Source organism: Chryseobacterium endalhagicum (genome assembly GCF_016745235.1).
GTDB lineage: Bacteria > Bacteroidota > Bacteroidia > Flavobacteriales > Weeksellaceae > Chryseobacterium > Chryseobacterium endalhagicum.
Window position 1 is genome coordinate 122497 of the sequence record NZ_JAELVM010000001.1, and the last position, 15667, is coordinate 138163.

Consider the following 15667-nt stretch of genomic DNA (forward strand, 5'->3'; position numbering starts at 1 on the left):
ATTAAAATTTCTTTATCAGAAAATTGCAAAATGTTTATTTAAGACTCTTGCATTTTAATTAATTTTGCCTTTAATTTACACCCTGTAAAATTTTAAAACAATATAATTTAGTTAAATATGGAAATGAATGTTTCAAAAAATGATGAGCAAGTAGTTGCTAGAAAAGCAGGAGGTTTAAACCCGGCTGTTATTATTCCTATTCTTTTCGCTATAGGAGTTTGTATTTATTTATTCGTACTTGGGAATCCAGGTAACTTTAAGGATGCAGAAAAATTAGGAAGTGGGTCTGTAGCTTTCTCAAGCGTTGAAGGAAAAGACATTCACCCGGAATCTTTCTTAGGGATTATCTACAAAGGAGGGGTTATCGTACCTATCTTGATTACTTTCATGATTACTGTAATCGTTTTCTCTTTTGAAAGATATTTCGTACTAGGTAAAGCTGCTGGGAAAGGAAACCTAGACAACTTCGTAGTTCAGGTAAGAAGCCTGTTGAATCAAAACAAAATTGATGAGGCTTTAGAAGAGTGTGACAGACAACAAGGTTCTGTAGGTAACGTAGTGAAAGAAGGTCTTACTACTTACAAAGCTCTTTCTCATGATACTACTTTAAATAAAGAGCAGAAAATGGTAGCTCTTAACAAAGCTATCGAAGAGGCTACTACTCTTGAAATGCCAATGCTTGAAAAGAACATGATGATTCTTTCTACTTTAGGAACTGTTGCTACCCTAATTGCACTTTTAGGAACAGTAATCGGGATGATCAAAGCATTCTTTGCATTAGGTTCAGGTGGTGGTACTCCAGATGCTGCTGCACTTTCTACAGGTATCTCTGAAGCCTTGATCAACACGGCATTAGGTATTGGTACTTCAGCGATCGCTATTATCCTTTACAATTACTTTACTTCTAAAATTGACGGATTAACTTATAAGATCGACGAGATCGCTATGAGCATCCAGCAGTCTTTTGCTGAATTCAACTAAGAATTGAATTTGTAGCAAGGAATTTGCATTCCAATTAATAGAAGTTTAATTAAAAATAATTCAAAACAATGGCGAGAGTCAAACCAAAAAGACATGGAGTAGTGACGGATATGACGGCAATGTGTGACGTTGCCTTCCTACTACTTACGTTCTTTATATTGACCACTCAGTTTAAAAAACCTGACGTGGAGCAGATTAAACCGCCATCTTCAATATCAGAGAAGTTACTTCCTGATGCAAGTTTGATGACTATCAACGCTACTCCGGATGGAAAATTCTATTTCCAGCCTGTAGAAAATGCATCAGAGAGACTACAGCTTTTAGAAAAAATGGGGCAAAAGTATAATATCACTTTTACCAACCAGCAAAAAGCTGCATTTCAAAAAGTACAAGCGATTGGGGTTCCTATGAACCAACTGAAAGGCTATCTCGATTTGTCAGATGAGGAGCAGAAAAGCTTTAAGAGTCCTAAAGGGATTCCTATGGATAGTACAAATAAGCAGTTAGTAGACTGGGTACAACAGAGTTTGAGCGTAAATCCTGATTACAAATTAGCAATCAAGGGTGACGTTACTACTGAGTATCCTAAAGTTAAAAGCCTGTTTGAAGGTTTAAGAGATATTGATTTTCTTAAATTCTGGTTGATTACATCACAAGAAGGTAAACCATAATAATATCATTTAGAAATGGCAGAAGTACAAGTACAGGAAAAAGGCGGCAAAGGCGGCAAGGTACGTTCCAAGAAGCAGAATACCAGAGTAGATATGACTCCAATGGTGGACCTGGGTTTTCTATTGATTACCTTCTTTATGTTCACAACCACATTTAGTAAACCGAATGTAATGGATTTAGGGCTTCCGGCTAAACCTAAAGAGGATCAGCCGAAACCACCTCCAACAGAAATTAAACTTTCTAACTCAATTTCTTTATTATTAGGTAAAGACAATAAGATTTTCTGGCATCAGCAGGATAATTCATCTTTAACTGATCAGACTCTTAACGAGACTACCTACGATAGAGAAGGGATTAGAAAAATAATCGAGAAAGCAAAAGCAGGAGCAGCAGATAAAACAAAATTCACTGTTATTATCAAGCCTACTGACGATGCTGTATATAAGAACTTTGTAGATATTCTTGACGAAATGGCCATTACCAAAAGTGAGCAGTACGGGGTAACCGATGTGAAGCCTTGGGAAAAAGCTATTTATGATAAGAAAGTTGGGAATAATGGAGCTGCGGCTGCACCAGCTACAAAGTAATTTAACCATAAAATTGTATATCTATGGCAGATGAAAATGTATACAGTCAGAATCTTACTTTAGATGAGATTGTATTTGAAAATAGAAACAAGGAATATGGTGCCTATGATCTTAGACATCAGTATCCGAGACTTCTGACAAAATCTTTTATTGTTGGAACGGCATTATTCCTGGTTGCGGCTTTGTCTCCTTTTATTTATCTTACAATTAAGAGACTTACTGAACCACCTAAACAAGAAGTGAAGGCTGATTTGGTAAACATTATTGAAGAAGACCCAATCATTGAGCAACCGAAAGAAGAAGAACCACCTCCACCACCTCCTCCAAAAGAAGAGGAAAAAATTGAGGTTATTCAGAACGTGGTTCCTGAGCCTGTAAAAGCTCCGAAAATTGAAACACCACCGCCGCCAATTTCTAAGCAGTTAGAAACAACGACAGGTTTGAATAACCAGGAAGGTGTGAAAGCTCCGGCTTATACTCCACCGCCACCACCGCCATCTACAGGTAACAAAGCCAGTACAGCGGAAGTAAAAACAAACAACCCTAATGAGATCTACAAAGACGTAGACCAGTCTGCAGAATACCCTGGAGGTATGGCAGCACTGAGAAAATATCTTGGGGAGAATTTTGATACTTCTCTGATGGAAGGAGGCGAAGGAACTCTTAAAGCTAAGCTTAAGTTCGTTGTAGAAAGAGACGGAACTGTTTCTGCAGTTACTATTGAAGAGAAATCTCCAAATGGAGACTTCAACAGTGAAGCGATTCGTGTAGTGAAGAAACTGAAAAAATGGACTCCTGCGAAAAGAAACGGGGAGAGCGTTAGATCTTACTATAGCGTACCGTTCACGATGAACTTTGAATAAGACTTATTTATTCGAATTATAAATAAAAAGAGAAGCATATGCTTCTCTTTTTATTTTTTTTGGTATTTTTGTTGTATGATGTTCAATTGGTTATCCTTAGTTACAGGATTATTTTATATCGTACTGGGAATTGTAGTGATTATCTATAAATTCTTCTTTACGATTTTGGAGCCTGCTATTGCCTATGCAATGGGTGCAGTGCTTATTCTTTATGGAATTTTTAGAATCTATAGAGCAGTTTCAAGGATTAAAGATTCAGGAAATGAGAAATAGTTTAAAAATCGCATTGCTTTCTATAATGAGCATCGCTGCTGCAGGCTGCAAGAAAAAAGAGGATAAATCCCCATCGTATCACAAAGGAGACCTTACCATACTTACCGATGAATCTTTCAAAAGCGTTACTGAGGCACTGGCGGACGGATATATGATCAATTATCCTGAAACTCATATCAAAGTCGTAACCCAAAAAGAAGATCTGGCTTTTCTTGATCTGTTGAAAGATAAAGCGAGAATAACGGTGATGTCCAGAGATCTTACCCCTGAAGAGAAAAAAGCATATGAAGAACAGGTAGATCTGAAATTTCTTCCTGCTAAATTTGCGGCCGATGCAGTTGTTTTTGTGGTTCCTAAAGATTCTCCGAAAGAAAGTATTTCTATGGACGAAATACAGAAAGGCCTTGAAGCTGATACCAAGAATTTTATTTTCGACGGAACCAATTCAAGCAACCTGAATTTTGTAGCGCAAAGGCTGAAAAAGCAGCCTAAAGATTTAAAATTCTCCATTATTCCGGGAAATCAGAATATCATTGAAGAATTGGGTAAATACCCTGATAAAATTGGAGTTATCGGTTTGAATACATTCAGCCGCCCTTATGATAAAACCTCTGAGAAACTTAGAGAAATGGTTAAAGTTCTTCCTGTAGAAGTTAACGGAAAACTTTATACCGCTGATAACGAAGGTTTGCGCGAGATGAAATATCCGTTTACCCGTGTCCTTTACTTTTTAACCAATGAAGGGAATTTTAACATTGCAAACGGATTTATCAGATATTCATGTACGCAGCTGGGTCAGATGATCGTGCAGAAAGAAGGTTTGCAGCCTTATAATATATTTAAAAGAGAGGTGCAGATGCGTTAAAAATTATTAAAAAGTATAATGCCTCTCATAAAAATAGTGTTTTGGTCTAAAAATTGTGGAGCATATAGCTCAAAAAGATAGAAAAATATAAAATGAAAGATATAATGATTATGAATGTAAAGAAGATTGCTTTTGGAGCAGCCGTAGTATTTTTTGCCGGTTTAGCCTCTGCACAGACACTGCAGGATGGTATTAACAGCATTGACAGTGATAAATTTGCTCAGGCTAAAACCAATTTTACCGATATGGTTACGAAGGCACCTACAGCAGAAAATTACTTCTATTTAGGAAATACTTACCTGAAGCAGGGTGAGCCTGATTATGCTAAAGCCATCGAAAGCTTTAACAAAGGTCTGGCAGCTGATAACAAAAGCTACCTTAACAAAATCGGTCTGGCTACTGTAAAATTAGGTAAAGGAGATAAAAGCGCTGTTGCTGAGATTCAGAAGATTGTTACTGATTCCAGAGAAAAAGATGCTGAAGTATTATTCAGAGCAGCAGAAGCTTTAACCTTATTTGAAAAAAACAGTGCTCCTGATTTAGCGATTCAGTTCCTGACAAAGGCTATTGAAAAAGCTGAGAAAAAAGGAGTTCCTGCTCATTATTATTATACGCTGGGAGATGCCTACAGATTAAAAAGAGTTCCTGGTGATGCCATGTCTGCTTATGACAAAGCACTTCCGTTAGCTAAAAATAAAGCATCCGTTTACACAAGAATGGCTACGCTTTGGATGGCTGCACAGCAATGGCAGCAGGCTAAACAAAGCATCGATAAAGCAATTGGTGTAGACGCTACTTATGCTCCTGCTTACAAAGCTCTGGCATCATATGATATCAGATATCAGGAGAATGCAAAAGCAACACAAGACCTTATCAACTATACAAAATATGCTGATGAAGATCCATATACACAGTTAGAAATTGCTAAATTATACTTCACAAACGAAGATTATGCAAACTCTAAAACGGTATTGGATAAAATCTTTGATAAAATTGAAGATCCAATCAAGTTCAAGTTAAGAGCTTACCAGTCTTATGCAGATGGAAACTATGCTGAAGCGAAGCAGAATATGGATACTTTCGTATCTCAGGCTGAAAAAACAAGAATCCAGCCAGCTGACCAAGGTCTTCAGGGACTTATTGCAGCAGGTTTAGCGAAAACTGAAACCGATGCGGCTAAAAAGACAGCTTTAACTACAGAAGCACAGCAGAAAATTGCGATTGCTAAAGCAGCTAAAGATGAAACCATGAAGTGGGATATCGAACTTGCGAATATTGCAGGTGGTGGTGCTTCTCAGGCTGAAGCGGAAAAAGGACCTACAACTCCTGAGATCGAAGCATTGAAGAAGAAAGTAGCTGCTAACAAAGAGGATTCTGATTCTTTATTTAAATTAGCTACAGCTTACCAGGACGTTAAAAACTGGAACGGAGCTGTTCTTACATGGCAGAAAATGAGTGCACTTCTTCCGGATTGGGCACCAGCTTACTACAGCCAGGGATATTCTTACCAACAGGCAGGAAATAATGACGCTGCAAAATTAGCGTACGAGAAATTCATCAGTACGGTAAAACCTGCAGATGCGGAAGCTAACAAACAGACTTTGGCTTATGCTTACTTTGCGGTAGCGTATATGAACAAAGATTCTGATCTTGCAAAAGCTAAAGATTATGTAGCTAAGTCTTTACAGCTTGATCCTACTTACCAGGATGCTGTAAAATTAAATGCAGAAATCAATAAGTAATTTAAAATTTAAATTATAGATATTAAAACTTCCCATTCGTAATGTTTGGGAAGTTTTTATTTTAAAGCTTATCTTTGAATTTATGAAAACAGATATACTTGCTTTTGGAGCGCATCCTGACGATGTAGAACTGGGATGCGGCGGAACAATCGCTAAAATGATTTCGGAGGGAAAAACCTGTGCCATCGTAGATCTTACAAGAGGAGAGCTCGGAACAAGAGGAACGGATGAAACCCGAAAAATAGAAGCAGGAAATGCCGCAAAGATTCTTGGAGTTTCTGCCAGAGAAAACTTAGGCATGAAGGATGGTTTTTTGATCAATTCTGAAGAATACCAGATGGAGATCGTAAAAATGATCCGCAAATACCGTCCGGAAATCGTCTTGGCCAATGCGATTGATGACAGACATCCGGATCATGCAAAAGGAGCGAAATTAGTGTCGGATGCGTGCTTCCTTGCCGGACTTAGAAAAATTGAAACCCAATTGGATGGAGAAAACCAGGAAGTGTGGAGACCAAAGCAGATTTTTCATTACATCCAGTGGAAAAACATCAAACCGGAATTTGTTATAGATATATCAGAACATCTGGATAAGAAAATTGAGGCATGCATGGCATTCAAAACCCAGTTTTATGACCCGGCTTCCAATGAACCTGTTACTCCAATTGCCACAAAAGACTTTTTTGAAAGCCTTACTTACCGTGCTCAGGATTTGGGACGTTTGTCGGGAGTGACTTATGCTGAGGGATTTACGTCTGAGAAGCTCATTGCGATGAAAAATTTTGACGGAATTGTTTGGTAATTAAAAAATCTTGCCTATATTTGCACTCACAAAACGGTGATTGTAGCTCAGTTGGTTAGAGCGTCGGATTGTGGTTCCGAAGGTCGGGGGTTCGAGACCCCTCATTCACCCAAGAAAAGTACACTTTTACAGTGTACTTTTTTTATTTCTATACTATTCTAATGCCAAATTAATAAACACTATCTGGTGTGTAAATTCTCATTGACTGTTTGATACTCCGTAAGAAAAGTATATTTTTGCAGTTCACAACATAAAAATGTCATTATGACGATACATGTTGCGAGCAAAAACTATAACCTTAACTTAAAAACATTAAACCATGAGAATGAGAAAAATCACCCTGAATTTATTCTGTTAATTCAGCAATACTGATTGTTTCCGGCAACCTGGATCCAAAGTAAATCCTCAAATTTTTTTTACAGGTGCAAGTGGTGTAATCTTACACCCTTTATTAGATTATTTCTTGTAACGAGATATAATCTTTACTGATACGGGAGAAACTTCGGGTCTTCTACCGGTAATGATGCAGTATTATTTAATTGACCAAATACTTTTTAAAATCACAGCTCGCTTTTTTATGAGTTAATTGATTTTGAAAGATTTTCATTTCATATGGAGTTCAGAAACCATTCAAACGAAGCGGAACCGAAAAGCTAAACGAGTAGGAAACATTATGAAACTAAACATGAAGAAATTTATTTTATTAAAAACCATGAAAAAACTCTACTTTTTATTCTTAATCCTCAGTTCAATTTCTGCATTGGCACAAACGTATACTTACAAAACATACAATACTTCGAATTCAGAAATAGGGAGCAATTATATTGCTGATATTAAAGCTGACGCCAATGGATTGTTATGGCTTGCCACTTATAACGGCGTTTCAACTTTTAACGGAACAACTTTTACCAATTACAATACTGCCAATTCCGGTATTGCATCCAATTCAATTATAAAAATTCAAATTGATGGCCTGGGCAGAAAATGGATTGCCTCTCAGCTTAATGGAATTATTCTGTATAACGGAACGACATGGACCAATTATACAACCTCCAATTCAGGTTTACCAACGAATGCAATCAATGATATAGCTGTTGACGGACAAAATAATCTTTGGATTGCTACAGACTCCGGTCTTACAAAATTCAATGGTACAACATGGTCTAACTATTCCTCTGTAACGGATCTGAATTCTGTGGCAACAGACAGTAATAATGGAGTTTGGGTTACCAATGGCGGTGTATTGTATAAATTTAATGGAACTGATTATGATTTTATAGCGCAGGGAACTCAAAAAATATTGAGAATTGCCAACAATACGATCTATTTGCAAGGTTCAGACAGTTTAGTTACAGTAACAACGAGCGGAACTAACCTCACATTTATCTATCAAAGCACTTCTTGTCTTGCAGGATATAATCCTAACGCCGTGGATGTTGACAGTAACAGCAAAGTATGGATTGGGTTTAATGGATCAGGTTTGCAAAACTTTACGGATTGCACAACTTACACCACAACCAATACAAATTTAGGTTTGCCTGATGACTATTTCAGTGCAGTCCGTACTCAATCTTCAGGGACTATCTGGCTGGGAACATTACAGCTTGGTTTAGTGAAAATGTCGCCAAACGCTGGTCTGCCAGGTTGTTTTCAAAAAGTGAATGCGGGGAGTCTGCATAGTGTAGCTATAAAGACAGACGGAACATTATGGGCCTGGGGGAATAATTATTCAGGACAATTAGGAAATGGGACAACCACTAACAGATCAACCCCAAAACAAATAGGAACGGGTAATAACTGGAAAGAAATTGCCGGTGGAAGCAACCATACCATTGCTCAGAAAACAGATGGAACGCTTTGGGCCTGGGGAGCCAATTCTGGTCAATTGGGTAATGGGACAAATACAGAGCAACATACCCCGGTACAAGTAGGAACTGCTGCTGATTGGAAAACGTTTGATACCGGAATGTATCATACAGTAGCTATAAAAAATAACGGAACCCTATGGGCCTGGGGGCTTAATCCTTATGGGCAGCTAGGTACCGGTAACACGACTACCAGTTTAGTGCCGGTTCAGATAGGAACTGCTGCCAATTGGTTAGCTGTTCAATGCGGACAGGATTTTACCATTGCATTAAAAACAGACGGAACACTTTGGGCCTGGGGCAGCAATACTTATGGAACGATCGGAGATGCTACCAATACCAACAGGCTGATACCTACTCAAGTTGGAACCGCCAGCAACTGGCAAAGTCTTGGTGTTGGAACGCTTCATGTCACTGCACTGAAAACAGACGGAACACTTTGGACCTGGGGATATAATGCTAACGGACAATTAGGAGATGGAACAACGGCAAATAAAAATATTCCAACACAAATCGGAACAGCCACTAACTGGCAGACCATTGCTTCAGGAGGAAATCATACCCTTGCTATAAAATCCAACGGAACACTGTGGACATGGGGAAGAAATCAATATGGGCAATTAGGAAACGGATCGACTACGAACACCAACGTTCCTGCACAACTGGGCAGTCTTACGAACTGGAAAGCTATTGCAGGTGGAATATCACATACTTTTGCCTTGAAGAGCGATGGAACTGTCAGCACATGGGGGTTAAACCTTTATGGTCAATTAGGTGATGGTTCTACTGTGGATAAAAAAGTTCCAACAGTTATTGCCTGTCCAACTTTAGGTGTTGATGACTTTACCATGTCAAAGAATTCTCTGAAGACATATCCGAACCCGGTGAGTGACAAGCTTATTGTTTCGTTTGATCAGAAGATATCTTTGGTATCGGTGTATAATCTGTTAGGTCAGGAAGTGTTGAGCAAAACAATAAATGCTAATGAAGGCACATTAGATTTTTCCGGTTTAGCATTGGGAGTTTATTTGGTTAAAGTCAATTCAAATGATGAGACTAAGACATTGAAAGTCATTAAAAAATAAAAGATATCAAAAATTAAATCAGTGAATTGCCAAATCATATGATCTGGTTTTTGACTATGATTCATAAAAAAAGTACACTTTTTAAAGTGTGCTTTTTTATTTCTATACTTTCTCTTTATCAGAATCAATGAAGTTAATTTCATCTTTGCTTCCTTTTAAATGGGTGGACTATCCTTGCCAAGGAACACCACATTCAGGTCAAAAAAAATGTAATTTTTCCAGATTGGTGACTTAATTCATAATCTTTCTTCAAGGTTTTAAAACAGCATCCGTTAAAAATTTTCCTATATTTATTGATATCAACTTCACATATGGAAATAAAGGTTACGGTAAAGCAATTAGGTAAGAAACATCCTGTTCTTTCGGAGCAGAAGCTTGAAATCGGATATGATGATTCCAAAATATCATTGGAGGAGCTACTTAAACTAATTGTTCAGCAGCAGGTGGAAGCATTCAATGCCCGGTCATTTGAACTGGAAGATACAGATTATGCAAAAACACCTTCGGAGAATTATCTGAATATTCTTACGGACACCGGTAAAGCAGGCTTCGGAAGTATTTATAATGAAAAGAAAGCCAATCTTCAAAAGGTACAGGAAAATGCGGTACAGGCTTTCGAAGACGGAATGTTTGCCGTATTTTATAATGACGGGCAGCTGGAAAATCTTTCCGAAACGATAGATCTGAGCCTGAAGCATACATTTACGTTCATCAGGCTTACCTTTCTAGCAGGAAGTTATTGGTAATTAAAAACACTGAATCTCAAATAAATGGAAATCACAGAAAAATTAGAATCGAAGAAAATTGTAAATTATTATAAAAATTTACGGAAAGATTTAAAAGAGCAGACGGAAAAGGGAATATTATCCCAACTATTTTCAAAACCCAAACTGAAAAAGGAAGTAGCAGAATTAGGTTTACTGATCATGGGCAAATTCAATTATTATCAGGAATTGACCTTAGGCTCAGAGCAGTCCGAAAAGCTTAAAAAATACATCAAACCTGATATCTGGGAAGATAAAGAATATTATAAACTGCTGGTATATTTCTTTGGCGACCATGCTGATCTGGTAAAACATGCCTGGAATAAAATGCCTTACAAAATGTATCAGACAGGCTACTACAGACGTTCTTTCCGTGCACCAAACAACGAAAAATATGTGCTTCTTAATCAGGTTAATCTGATAGGAGGCCTTTTGCAGTTTCCCAGTGTCTATTCTTATACCAACGGGGGACAGCAATATTATAACCTGACCCTGGAAGAGCAGATCACCTACGACAGCCAGATCTCAAACAGCTTAAACCAGTTCTACATGTGGTCTGCAGCCATTGACACAGGAAATACGGCTGTTTATCAACTGATTGAAGATATTATTTTCAATAAACATCCTGAAGGGAAAGTATCCAGAAACATTATCAAAGCTTTGCTCAACAGTGAGCAGAAACATTGCTGGGAACTCGTGGAAAAACTCCTTTTGGCGGCTCAGCGGCAGGAAGGCTTGAGACAAACGATTCTGGAAGCTCTGGATGAAACCAGCATCGGCGCTCTGGAATATATGACGAATGTGATTGTAGAGCATAAACTCACCCGCTTTTCATCCGTTGTCCGTTCCATAGATACATGGACAGGCTTGGGTTGGGATGCTGAAAAGGAATCAGTGGTAAAAAATATTGTGTCACTGGCTCATACGTATTTCAACAATCCTGAACTGATTCCGGATGCTGTAAAAAGCAAGAACAATAACGAAGTTTATATGGCACTTTGGGTACAGTCTGTATGGGATGTGGAAAAAGCTGTGCCTTATCTGCATCAGCTGTATGACCATGGTAATGTGGAAAAGAAATGTCTGGCCATAAAATTCGCGGGAGAAACCTTCGATCCGTATATCCAGATGCCGTTATATTACAAAGCGGTACTGGAAGGTGATGTACAGGTTTTGGCTTTTGCAGGCGGGCCTTTATCAACATTATTAAGCGCCAATACGGGTTCAAAATTCTATATCAATAATCCAGACTATCCTGATTTCTTTGAAAAACTGCACGGGCTTACCCAAAAGATTGATATAAAGGAAAAGAAATTTGAAGGAAAAATATTCTCCTGGCTCAATGCGACATTCAGTAAAAGTAATTTATACGCGTCGATGTTTTATTTGGTAGGTGATGATAAAGAAAAACTGGACCTGGTTCTTTCTTATTTTGATCAGTTTGACCTTGCATTGCGTGAACAGTTGTCGAGAGGTATTTTAGGAGATTTCTACTGCTATTCCTACTCTTATAATTTCGGAAAGAAAAAGCAGGCCGTAACGCCGTTTCAGAAAGAATTTGCTTTTAAAATCATAAAAGACAGAGGAGAATCTTTAGTTGCTTCCGGGATCAACGTGCTTCAGCAGAATCCTTTAAACAAAGAGGAACTGATGATTTTCTTTGATATGTTCAAAAGAAAAGGAGGGACTCTTCGTAAAAAGCTGATAGAATTAGTCGTACAGCAGGAAGATGGAGTAGTGAGTCCATTAGTTGAAGAATTAATGGTAAAAGGAGATATTGAGCAGCGAACTGCTTCTCTGGATATCATGCTTCAGCTTCAAAAAGACAAAAGAGTGGCTGCCCAGATTGGAAGCTGGACGAAACAGTTTTCAGAAAAACCGAAAGTGTCCGAAAGAGAACAAAGCCTCTTAGACCAGCTTAATCCTTCTGATGATCAAAAAGTGCTTTCCGCAGAAAATGGATTCGGGTTCTATGATCCGTCGGTCGTTTCAAAATTTGAATTGCCTAAAGTGAACACTGATTCCGTGTATGCACAGGCTACAAAAAAGGATAAGTATGGTTTTACGCAATCCATCAGTCAGATTAAAGGAGAATTACAAAAACTCAATGAATTATTCCTTAAAAATAAAGACTATGAATACGAGGTAGATGATTGGAATGGGTCAAAAATAACCGTATTGATGGGCAACACCTTCCGGCATATCAGAAATAATACGGAAGGTTTCACTTCTGCACAAATTGCTGAAAATTATCCTCTGCACGAAGTATGGGCACAGTGGTATAAAGATTCAGGACTTCAGCCGCGGGATTTATTCCTGCTGACGTTCGCTGAAAACTGTGACCGTAAAAAGTTCAGAGACTTTCTGGAAAACTACGTATTCTATCACAAGGATATTATTCCTAATCCTTTGAAAAGTGACTATTACTGGGATAATCCCGTTAAAAGGATCCTGGAAGTTTTACAATATAAATTTGTATTTGAGGAGAAAACAGATTTCCTGATCGATGCGTGCAGTACTCTGTTTGCCCACTTGCCGGATGACGTGATCAACTACAAAGCAAAAGAAAACAACTATTACTATGGAGGAGGAACCGGCTGGCAGCAACTCGGGTTTTTCAATATATTTTTACAGGCTGTTCCGTTTAAAGGCCTTACCGATGAGCAGTATGTCAAACAGTGGAATCTTTACCGCTGGATGCAGTACAATGGTCTGGAAGAAAATAAAAAACATTCGGTTCCGAATTTCTATTTATTCTGCAAAGCGTATGAGCTGAACGTTATTACAAAAGACGAGCTTTATGAAGGGATTTTCACAGCAGACTCCGTCATAAGGGATCTTACCGGAGCAAAGACGACTACAGTTTACCACCATCAGGAAAGATATACCGATACGTTTCCTTTCCTGAAACCGATCATCGAAGACATTCAGAATAAATTCCTGGATGTAGAACTTATTCGCGGTGATGCGAATACTGCCGTTTCTCAGTTTGTGCAGGAGTTTCAGACTATCTATGGAACGAACCGTCTTGTGCAGCTGTTGAAAGGGCTCGGGAAATCGACATTGTACGCCAATTATATCTACAGTTATGGCAACGAAAGTATGACCAAGCAGAAACTGTTCTCTTACCTGATCAAAAATTCTCATCCTTTGGAAAGTGATACTCAGGAATCATTCAATGAGATGATGAAGAAAGAAAAGATTTCAGAACTCCGTTTGATACAGGCTGCCGTTTATGCGCCGCAATGGCAGAAACTCATCAGTACTTATTTAGGCTGGAAAGGACTGGATTCAGCAATCTGGTGGATGCACGCGCATACCAAAACCAGCGCCTATCAGGCTCAGAATTCAGAACTGGAAAGTGAAGTGGCTAAATATTCATCGGTAGATGTTCAGGAATTCCAGGATGGGGCAGTAGATAAAGACTGGTTTACACAAGCTTACAAAGAACTGGGAAAAGCCCGTTGGGAAATGCTGTATGAATCTGCTAAATATATTTCAGATGGAAACGGACACCGCCGGGCAAGACTTTATTCTGATACGCTTACCGGTGATTTAAAAATAAAAGAAGTAACAGCTAAAGTAAAAGATAAGCGCGATCAGGATTATCTCCGTGTGTACGGACTTGTGCCATTGAGCAAAGCCAATCCGGAGAAAGATGTTTTAAGCCGCTATGAATACATTCAGCAGTTTAAAAAAGAAAGTAAGGAATTTGGTTCCATGAAACAGGCGAGTGAATCGCTGGCGATTCGGGTGGCATTGGAAAACTTAGCCAGAAATGCAGGCTATCCGGATCCGATCCGACTGACCTGGGCGATGGAAACCAAACAGATTCAAACCATTTTATCAAAAGAAACGCAGGTGACGATTGATGGAGTAACGGCAGGTCTGATTATAGAAGACGATGGAAAAGCCGAAATGGTCGTGTTCAGGGATGATAAGCAGCTGAAATCCATTCCGCCGAAAATCAAGAAAGACAAAGCGATTGTAGAATTAGGAAACTACCGCAAGATTATGCGGGAACAGTGGACCCGCTCCCGAAAAGGACTGGAAGAAGCCATGATAAGAGGCGACGAGTTCTTTTTTGCAGAAATTAAAAACCTTTTTGAGCATCCGGTTATTGTCAAGCATCTGGAAAAGCTCGTCTTCATTTCCAATGATGATAAAACAGGATTCTATCATGACGGAAATCTGGTGAATGCTCACGGAGAAATTCAGGAATTAAATGATAGCAATACACTGAGAATTGTCCATTGTGTAGATCTTCATCAGCATGGCGTCTGGAGCGATTATCAGCACTATTGTTTTACAGAAAAACTGATCCAGCCATTCAAACAGATATTCCGGGAATTGTATGTGCCTACACCGGATGAGCTGAAGGAGAAATCAGTGTCGCGCCGGTATGCAGGCCATCAGGTTCAACCGAAACAGGCATTGGCTTTGCTTAAAACACGAGGCTGGAAAGTAGATTACGAAGAAGGTCTTCAGAAAGTCTATCATAAAGAAGGCTTCCAGGTGAAAATGTATGCCGCAGCCAATTGGTTTTCACCAGCCGAAGTAGAAAGTCCGACTTTGGAAACCATAGAATTCCATTCATTAAAAGATTATAAAAATATTCCTTTTGAAGATATCAATCCAAGACTGTTTTCAGAGGTGATGCGGGATATAGATCTGGTCGTATCAGTAGCTCACGTAGGCGGAGTAGACCCGGAAGCCAGCCATTCTTCCATTGAAATGCGTTCAGTACTTATGAAAGAAACGGCCCGCTTATTTAAACTGGATAACGTAAGTATTGAAGGCTCGCATGTATTGGTGAAAGGTAAAATGGGAGAATACAGTGTACATTTAGGCAGTGCGGTGGTTCATCAGGTTCCGGGCAAATATCTGTCTATCCTTCCGGTTCACTCCCAGCACAGGGGAAGACTGTTCCTGCCTTTTGCCGATGATGACCCGAAGTCTGCAGAAGTAATGTCTAAAGTATTATTACTGGCAAAAGACGATGAAATACAGGACCCAACCATTCTTACGCAGATCAAAAGAGAATTTGTTTAACGTATAATAATGATCCTCCTATAAAGAGTATATTTCTTGGAAAGTATACTCTTTTTTTATACCAATTCTAAAGAATATCCCTTTAAATACATTATACTTTTTACATCATACTTTGT

At 38.7% G+C, this 15667-nt stretch carries 11 protein-coding genes and 1 tRNA gene; all 12 read left to right on the forward strand.

From position 1 onward, the window contains the following. Window positions 1-117: 117 nt before the first annotated feature. The 12 genes from JET18_RS00505 (at window position 118) to JET18_RS00560 (ending at window position 15551) form a co-directional block, all read left to right on the forward strand. Window positions 118-981: a MotA/TolQ/ExbB proton channel family protein gene (locus tag JET18_RS00505; protein WP_202088369.1), complete on the forward strand. Its 864-nt coding sequence runs from the start codon at window positions 118-120 to the stop codon at window positions 979-981. A 68-nt stretch (window positions 982-1049) separates the two neighbouring features. Further along, complete coding sequence (locus tag JET18_RS00510) at window positions 1050-1652, forward strand: ExbD/TolR family protein (RefSeq protein ID WP_202088371.1); 603 nt, start codon at window positions 1050-1052, stop codon at window positions 1650-1652. 15 nt (window positions 1653-1667) lie between these two features. Next, entirely contained in the window at window positions 1668-2240 is a 573-nt protein-coding gene (locus tag JET18_RS00515) for an ExbD/TolR family protein (RefSeq protein ID WP_202088373.1), read from the forward strand. 23 nt (window positions 2241-2263) lie between these two features. Continuing rightward, window positions 2264-3103, forward strand: coding sequence for an energy transducer TonB (locus tag JET18_RS00520; RefSeq protein WP_202088375.1), 840 nt, complete (start codon window positions 2264-2266; stop codon window positions 3101-3103). Between the two features lie 75 nt (window positions 3104-3178). Further along, on the forward strand, window positions 3179-3376 hold the full coding sequence (locus JET18_RS00525; RefSeq protein WP_081987447.1) for a DUF308 domain-containing protein: 198 nt from the start codon (window positions 3179-3181) through the stop codon (window positions 3374-3376). Then, a complete protein-coding gene (locus tag JET18_RS00530) occupies window positions 3366-4241 on the forward strand; it encodes a PstS family phosphate ABC transporter substrate-binding protein (protein ID WP_202088377.1) in 876 nt (291 codons plus the stop codon). Before JET18_RS00525 ends, JET18_RS00530 begins: the two co-directional genes overlap by 11 nt. A gap of 92 nt (window positions 4242-4333) precedes the next feature. Then, window positions 4334-5983 (forward strand): tetratricopeptide repeat protein, encoded by a 1650-nt coding sequence (locus JET18_RS00535; protein WP_202088379.1) that lies wholly within the window; start codon window positions 4334-4336, stop codon window positions 5981-5983. A gap of 82 nt (window positions 5984-6065) precedes the next feature. After that, window positions 6066-6785: a bacillithiol biosynthesis deacetylase BshB1 gene (bshB1, locus tag JET18_RS00540; RefSeq protein WP_202088381.1), complete on the forward strand. Its 720-nt coding sequence runs from the start codon at window positions 6066-6068 to the stop codon at window positions 6783-6785. A 35-nt stretch (window positions 6786-6820) separates the two neighbouring features. Then, window positions 6821-6896 (forward strand) — tRNA-His (locus JET18_RS00545). A 601-nt stretch (window positions 6897-7497) separates the two neighbouring features. Beyond that, a complete protein-coding gene (locus JET18_RS00550) occupies window positions 7498-9735 on the forward strand; it encodes an RCC1 domain-containing protein (RefSeq protein WP_202088383.1) in 2238 nt (745 codons plus the stop codon). Between the two features lie 311 nt (window positions 9736-10046). Then, complete coding sequence (locus JET18_RS00555; protein WP_202088385.1) at window positions 10047-10481, forward strand: hypothetical protein; 435 nt, start codon at window positions 10047-10049, stop codon at window positions 10479-10481. Window positions 10482-10505: 24 nt separating this feature from the next. Further along, window positions 10506-15551, forward strand: a complete 5046-nt coding sequence (locus JET18_RS00560) for a DUF4132 domain-containing protein (protein ID WP_202088386.1) — start codon at window positions 10506-10508, stop codon at window positions 15549-15551. Window positions 15552-15667 lie beyond the last annotated feature (116 nt).

Excerpts from the sequence above, each read along its gene's own strand:
- JET18_RS00530 (WP_202088377.1), top strand. The coding sequence starts at position 3,366 with ATGAGAAATAGTTTAAAAATCGCATTGCTTTCTATAATGAGCATCGCT.
- JET18_RS00550 (WP_202088383.1), top strand. The coding sequence starts at position 7,498 with ATGAAAAAACTCTACTTTTTATTCTTAATCCTCAGTTCAATTTCTGCA.
- JET18_RS00510 (WP_202088371.1), top strand. The coding sequence starts at position 1,050 with ATGGCGAGAGTCAAACCAAAAAGACATGGAGTAGTGACGGATATGACG.
- JET18_RS00525 (WP_081987447.1), top strand. The coding sequence starts at position 3,179 with ATGATGTTCAATTGGTTATCCTTAGTTACAGGATTATTTTATATCGTA.
- JET18_RS00515 (WP_202088373.1), top strand. The coding sequence starts at position 1,668 with ATGGCAGAAGTACAAGTACAGGAAAAAGGCGGCAAAGGCGGCAAGGTA.
- JET18_RS00535 (WP_202088379.1), top strand. The coding sequence starts at position 4,334 with ATGAAAGATATAATGATTATGAATGTAAAGAAGATTGCTTTTGGAGCA.
- JET18_RS00560 (WP_202088386.1), top strand. The coding sequence starts at position 10,506 with ATGGAAATCACAGAAAAATTAGAATCGAAGAAAATTGTAAATTATTAT.
- bshB1 (WP_202088381.1), top strand. The coding sequence starts at position 6,066 with ATGAAAACAGATATACTTGCTTTTGGAGCGCATCCTGACGATGTAGAA.
- JET18_RS00520 (WP_202088375.1), top strand. The coding sequence starts at position 2,264 with ATGGCAGATGAAAATGTATACAGTCAGAATCTTACTTTAGATGAGATT.
- JET18_RS00505 (WP_202088369.1), top strand. The coding sequence starts at position 118 with ATGGAAATGAATGTTTCAAAAAATGATGAGCAAGTAGTTGCTAGAAAA.
- JET18_RS00555 (WP_202088385.1), top strand. The coding sequence starts at position 10,047 with ATGGAAATAAAGGTTACGGTAAAGCAATTAGGTAAGAAACATCCTGTT.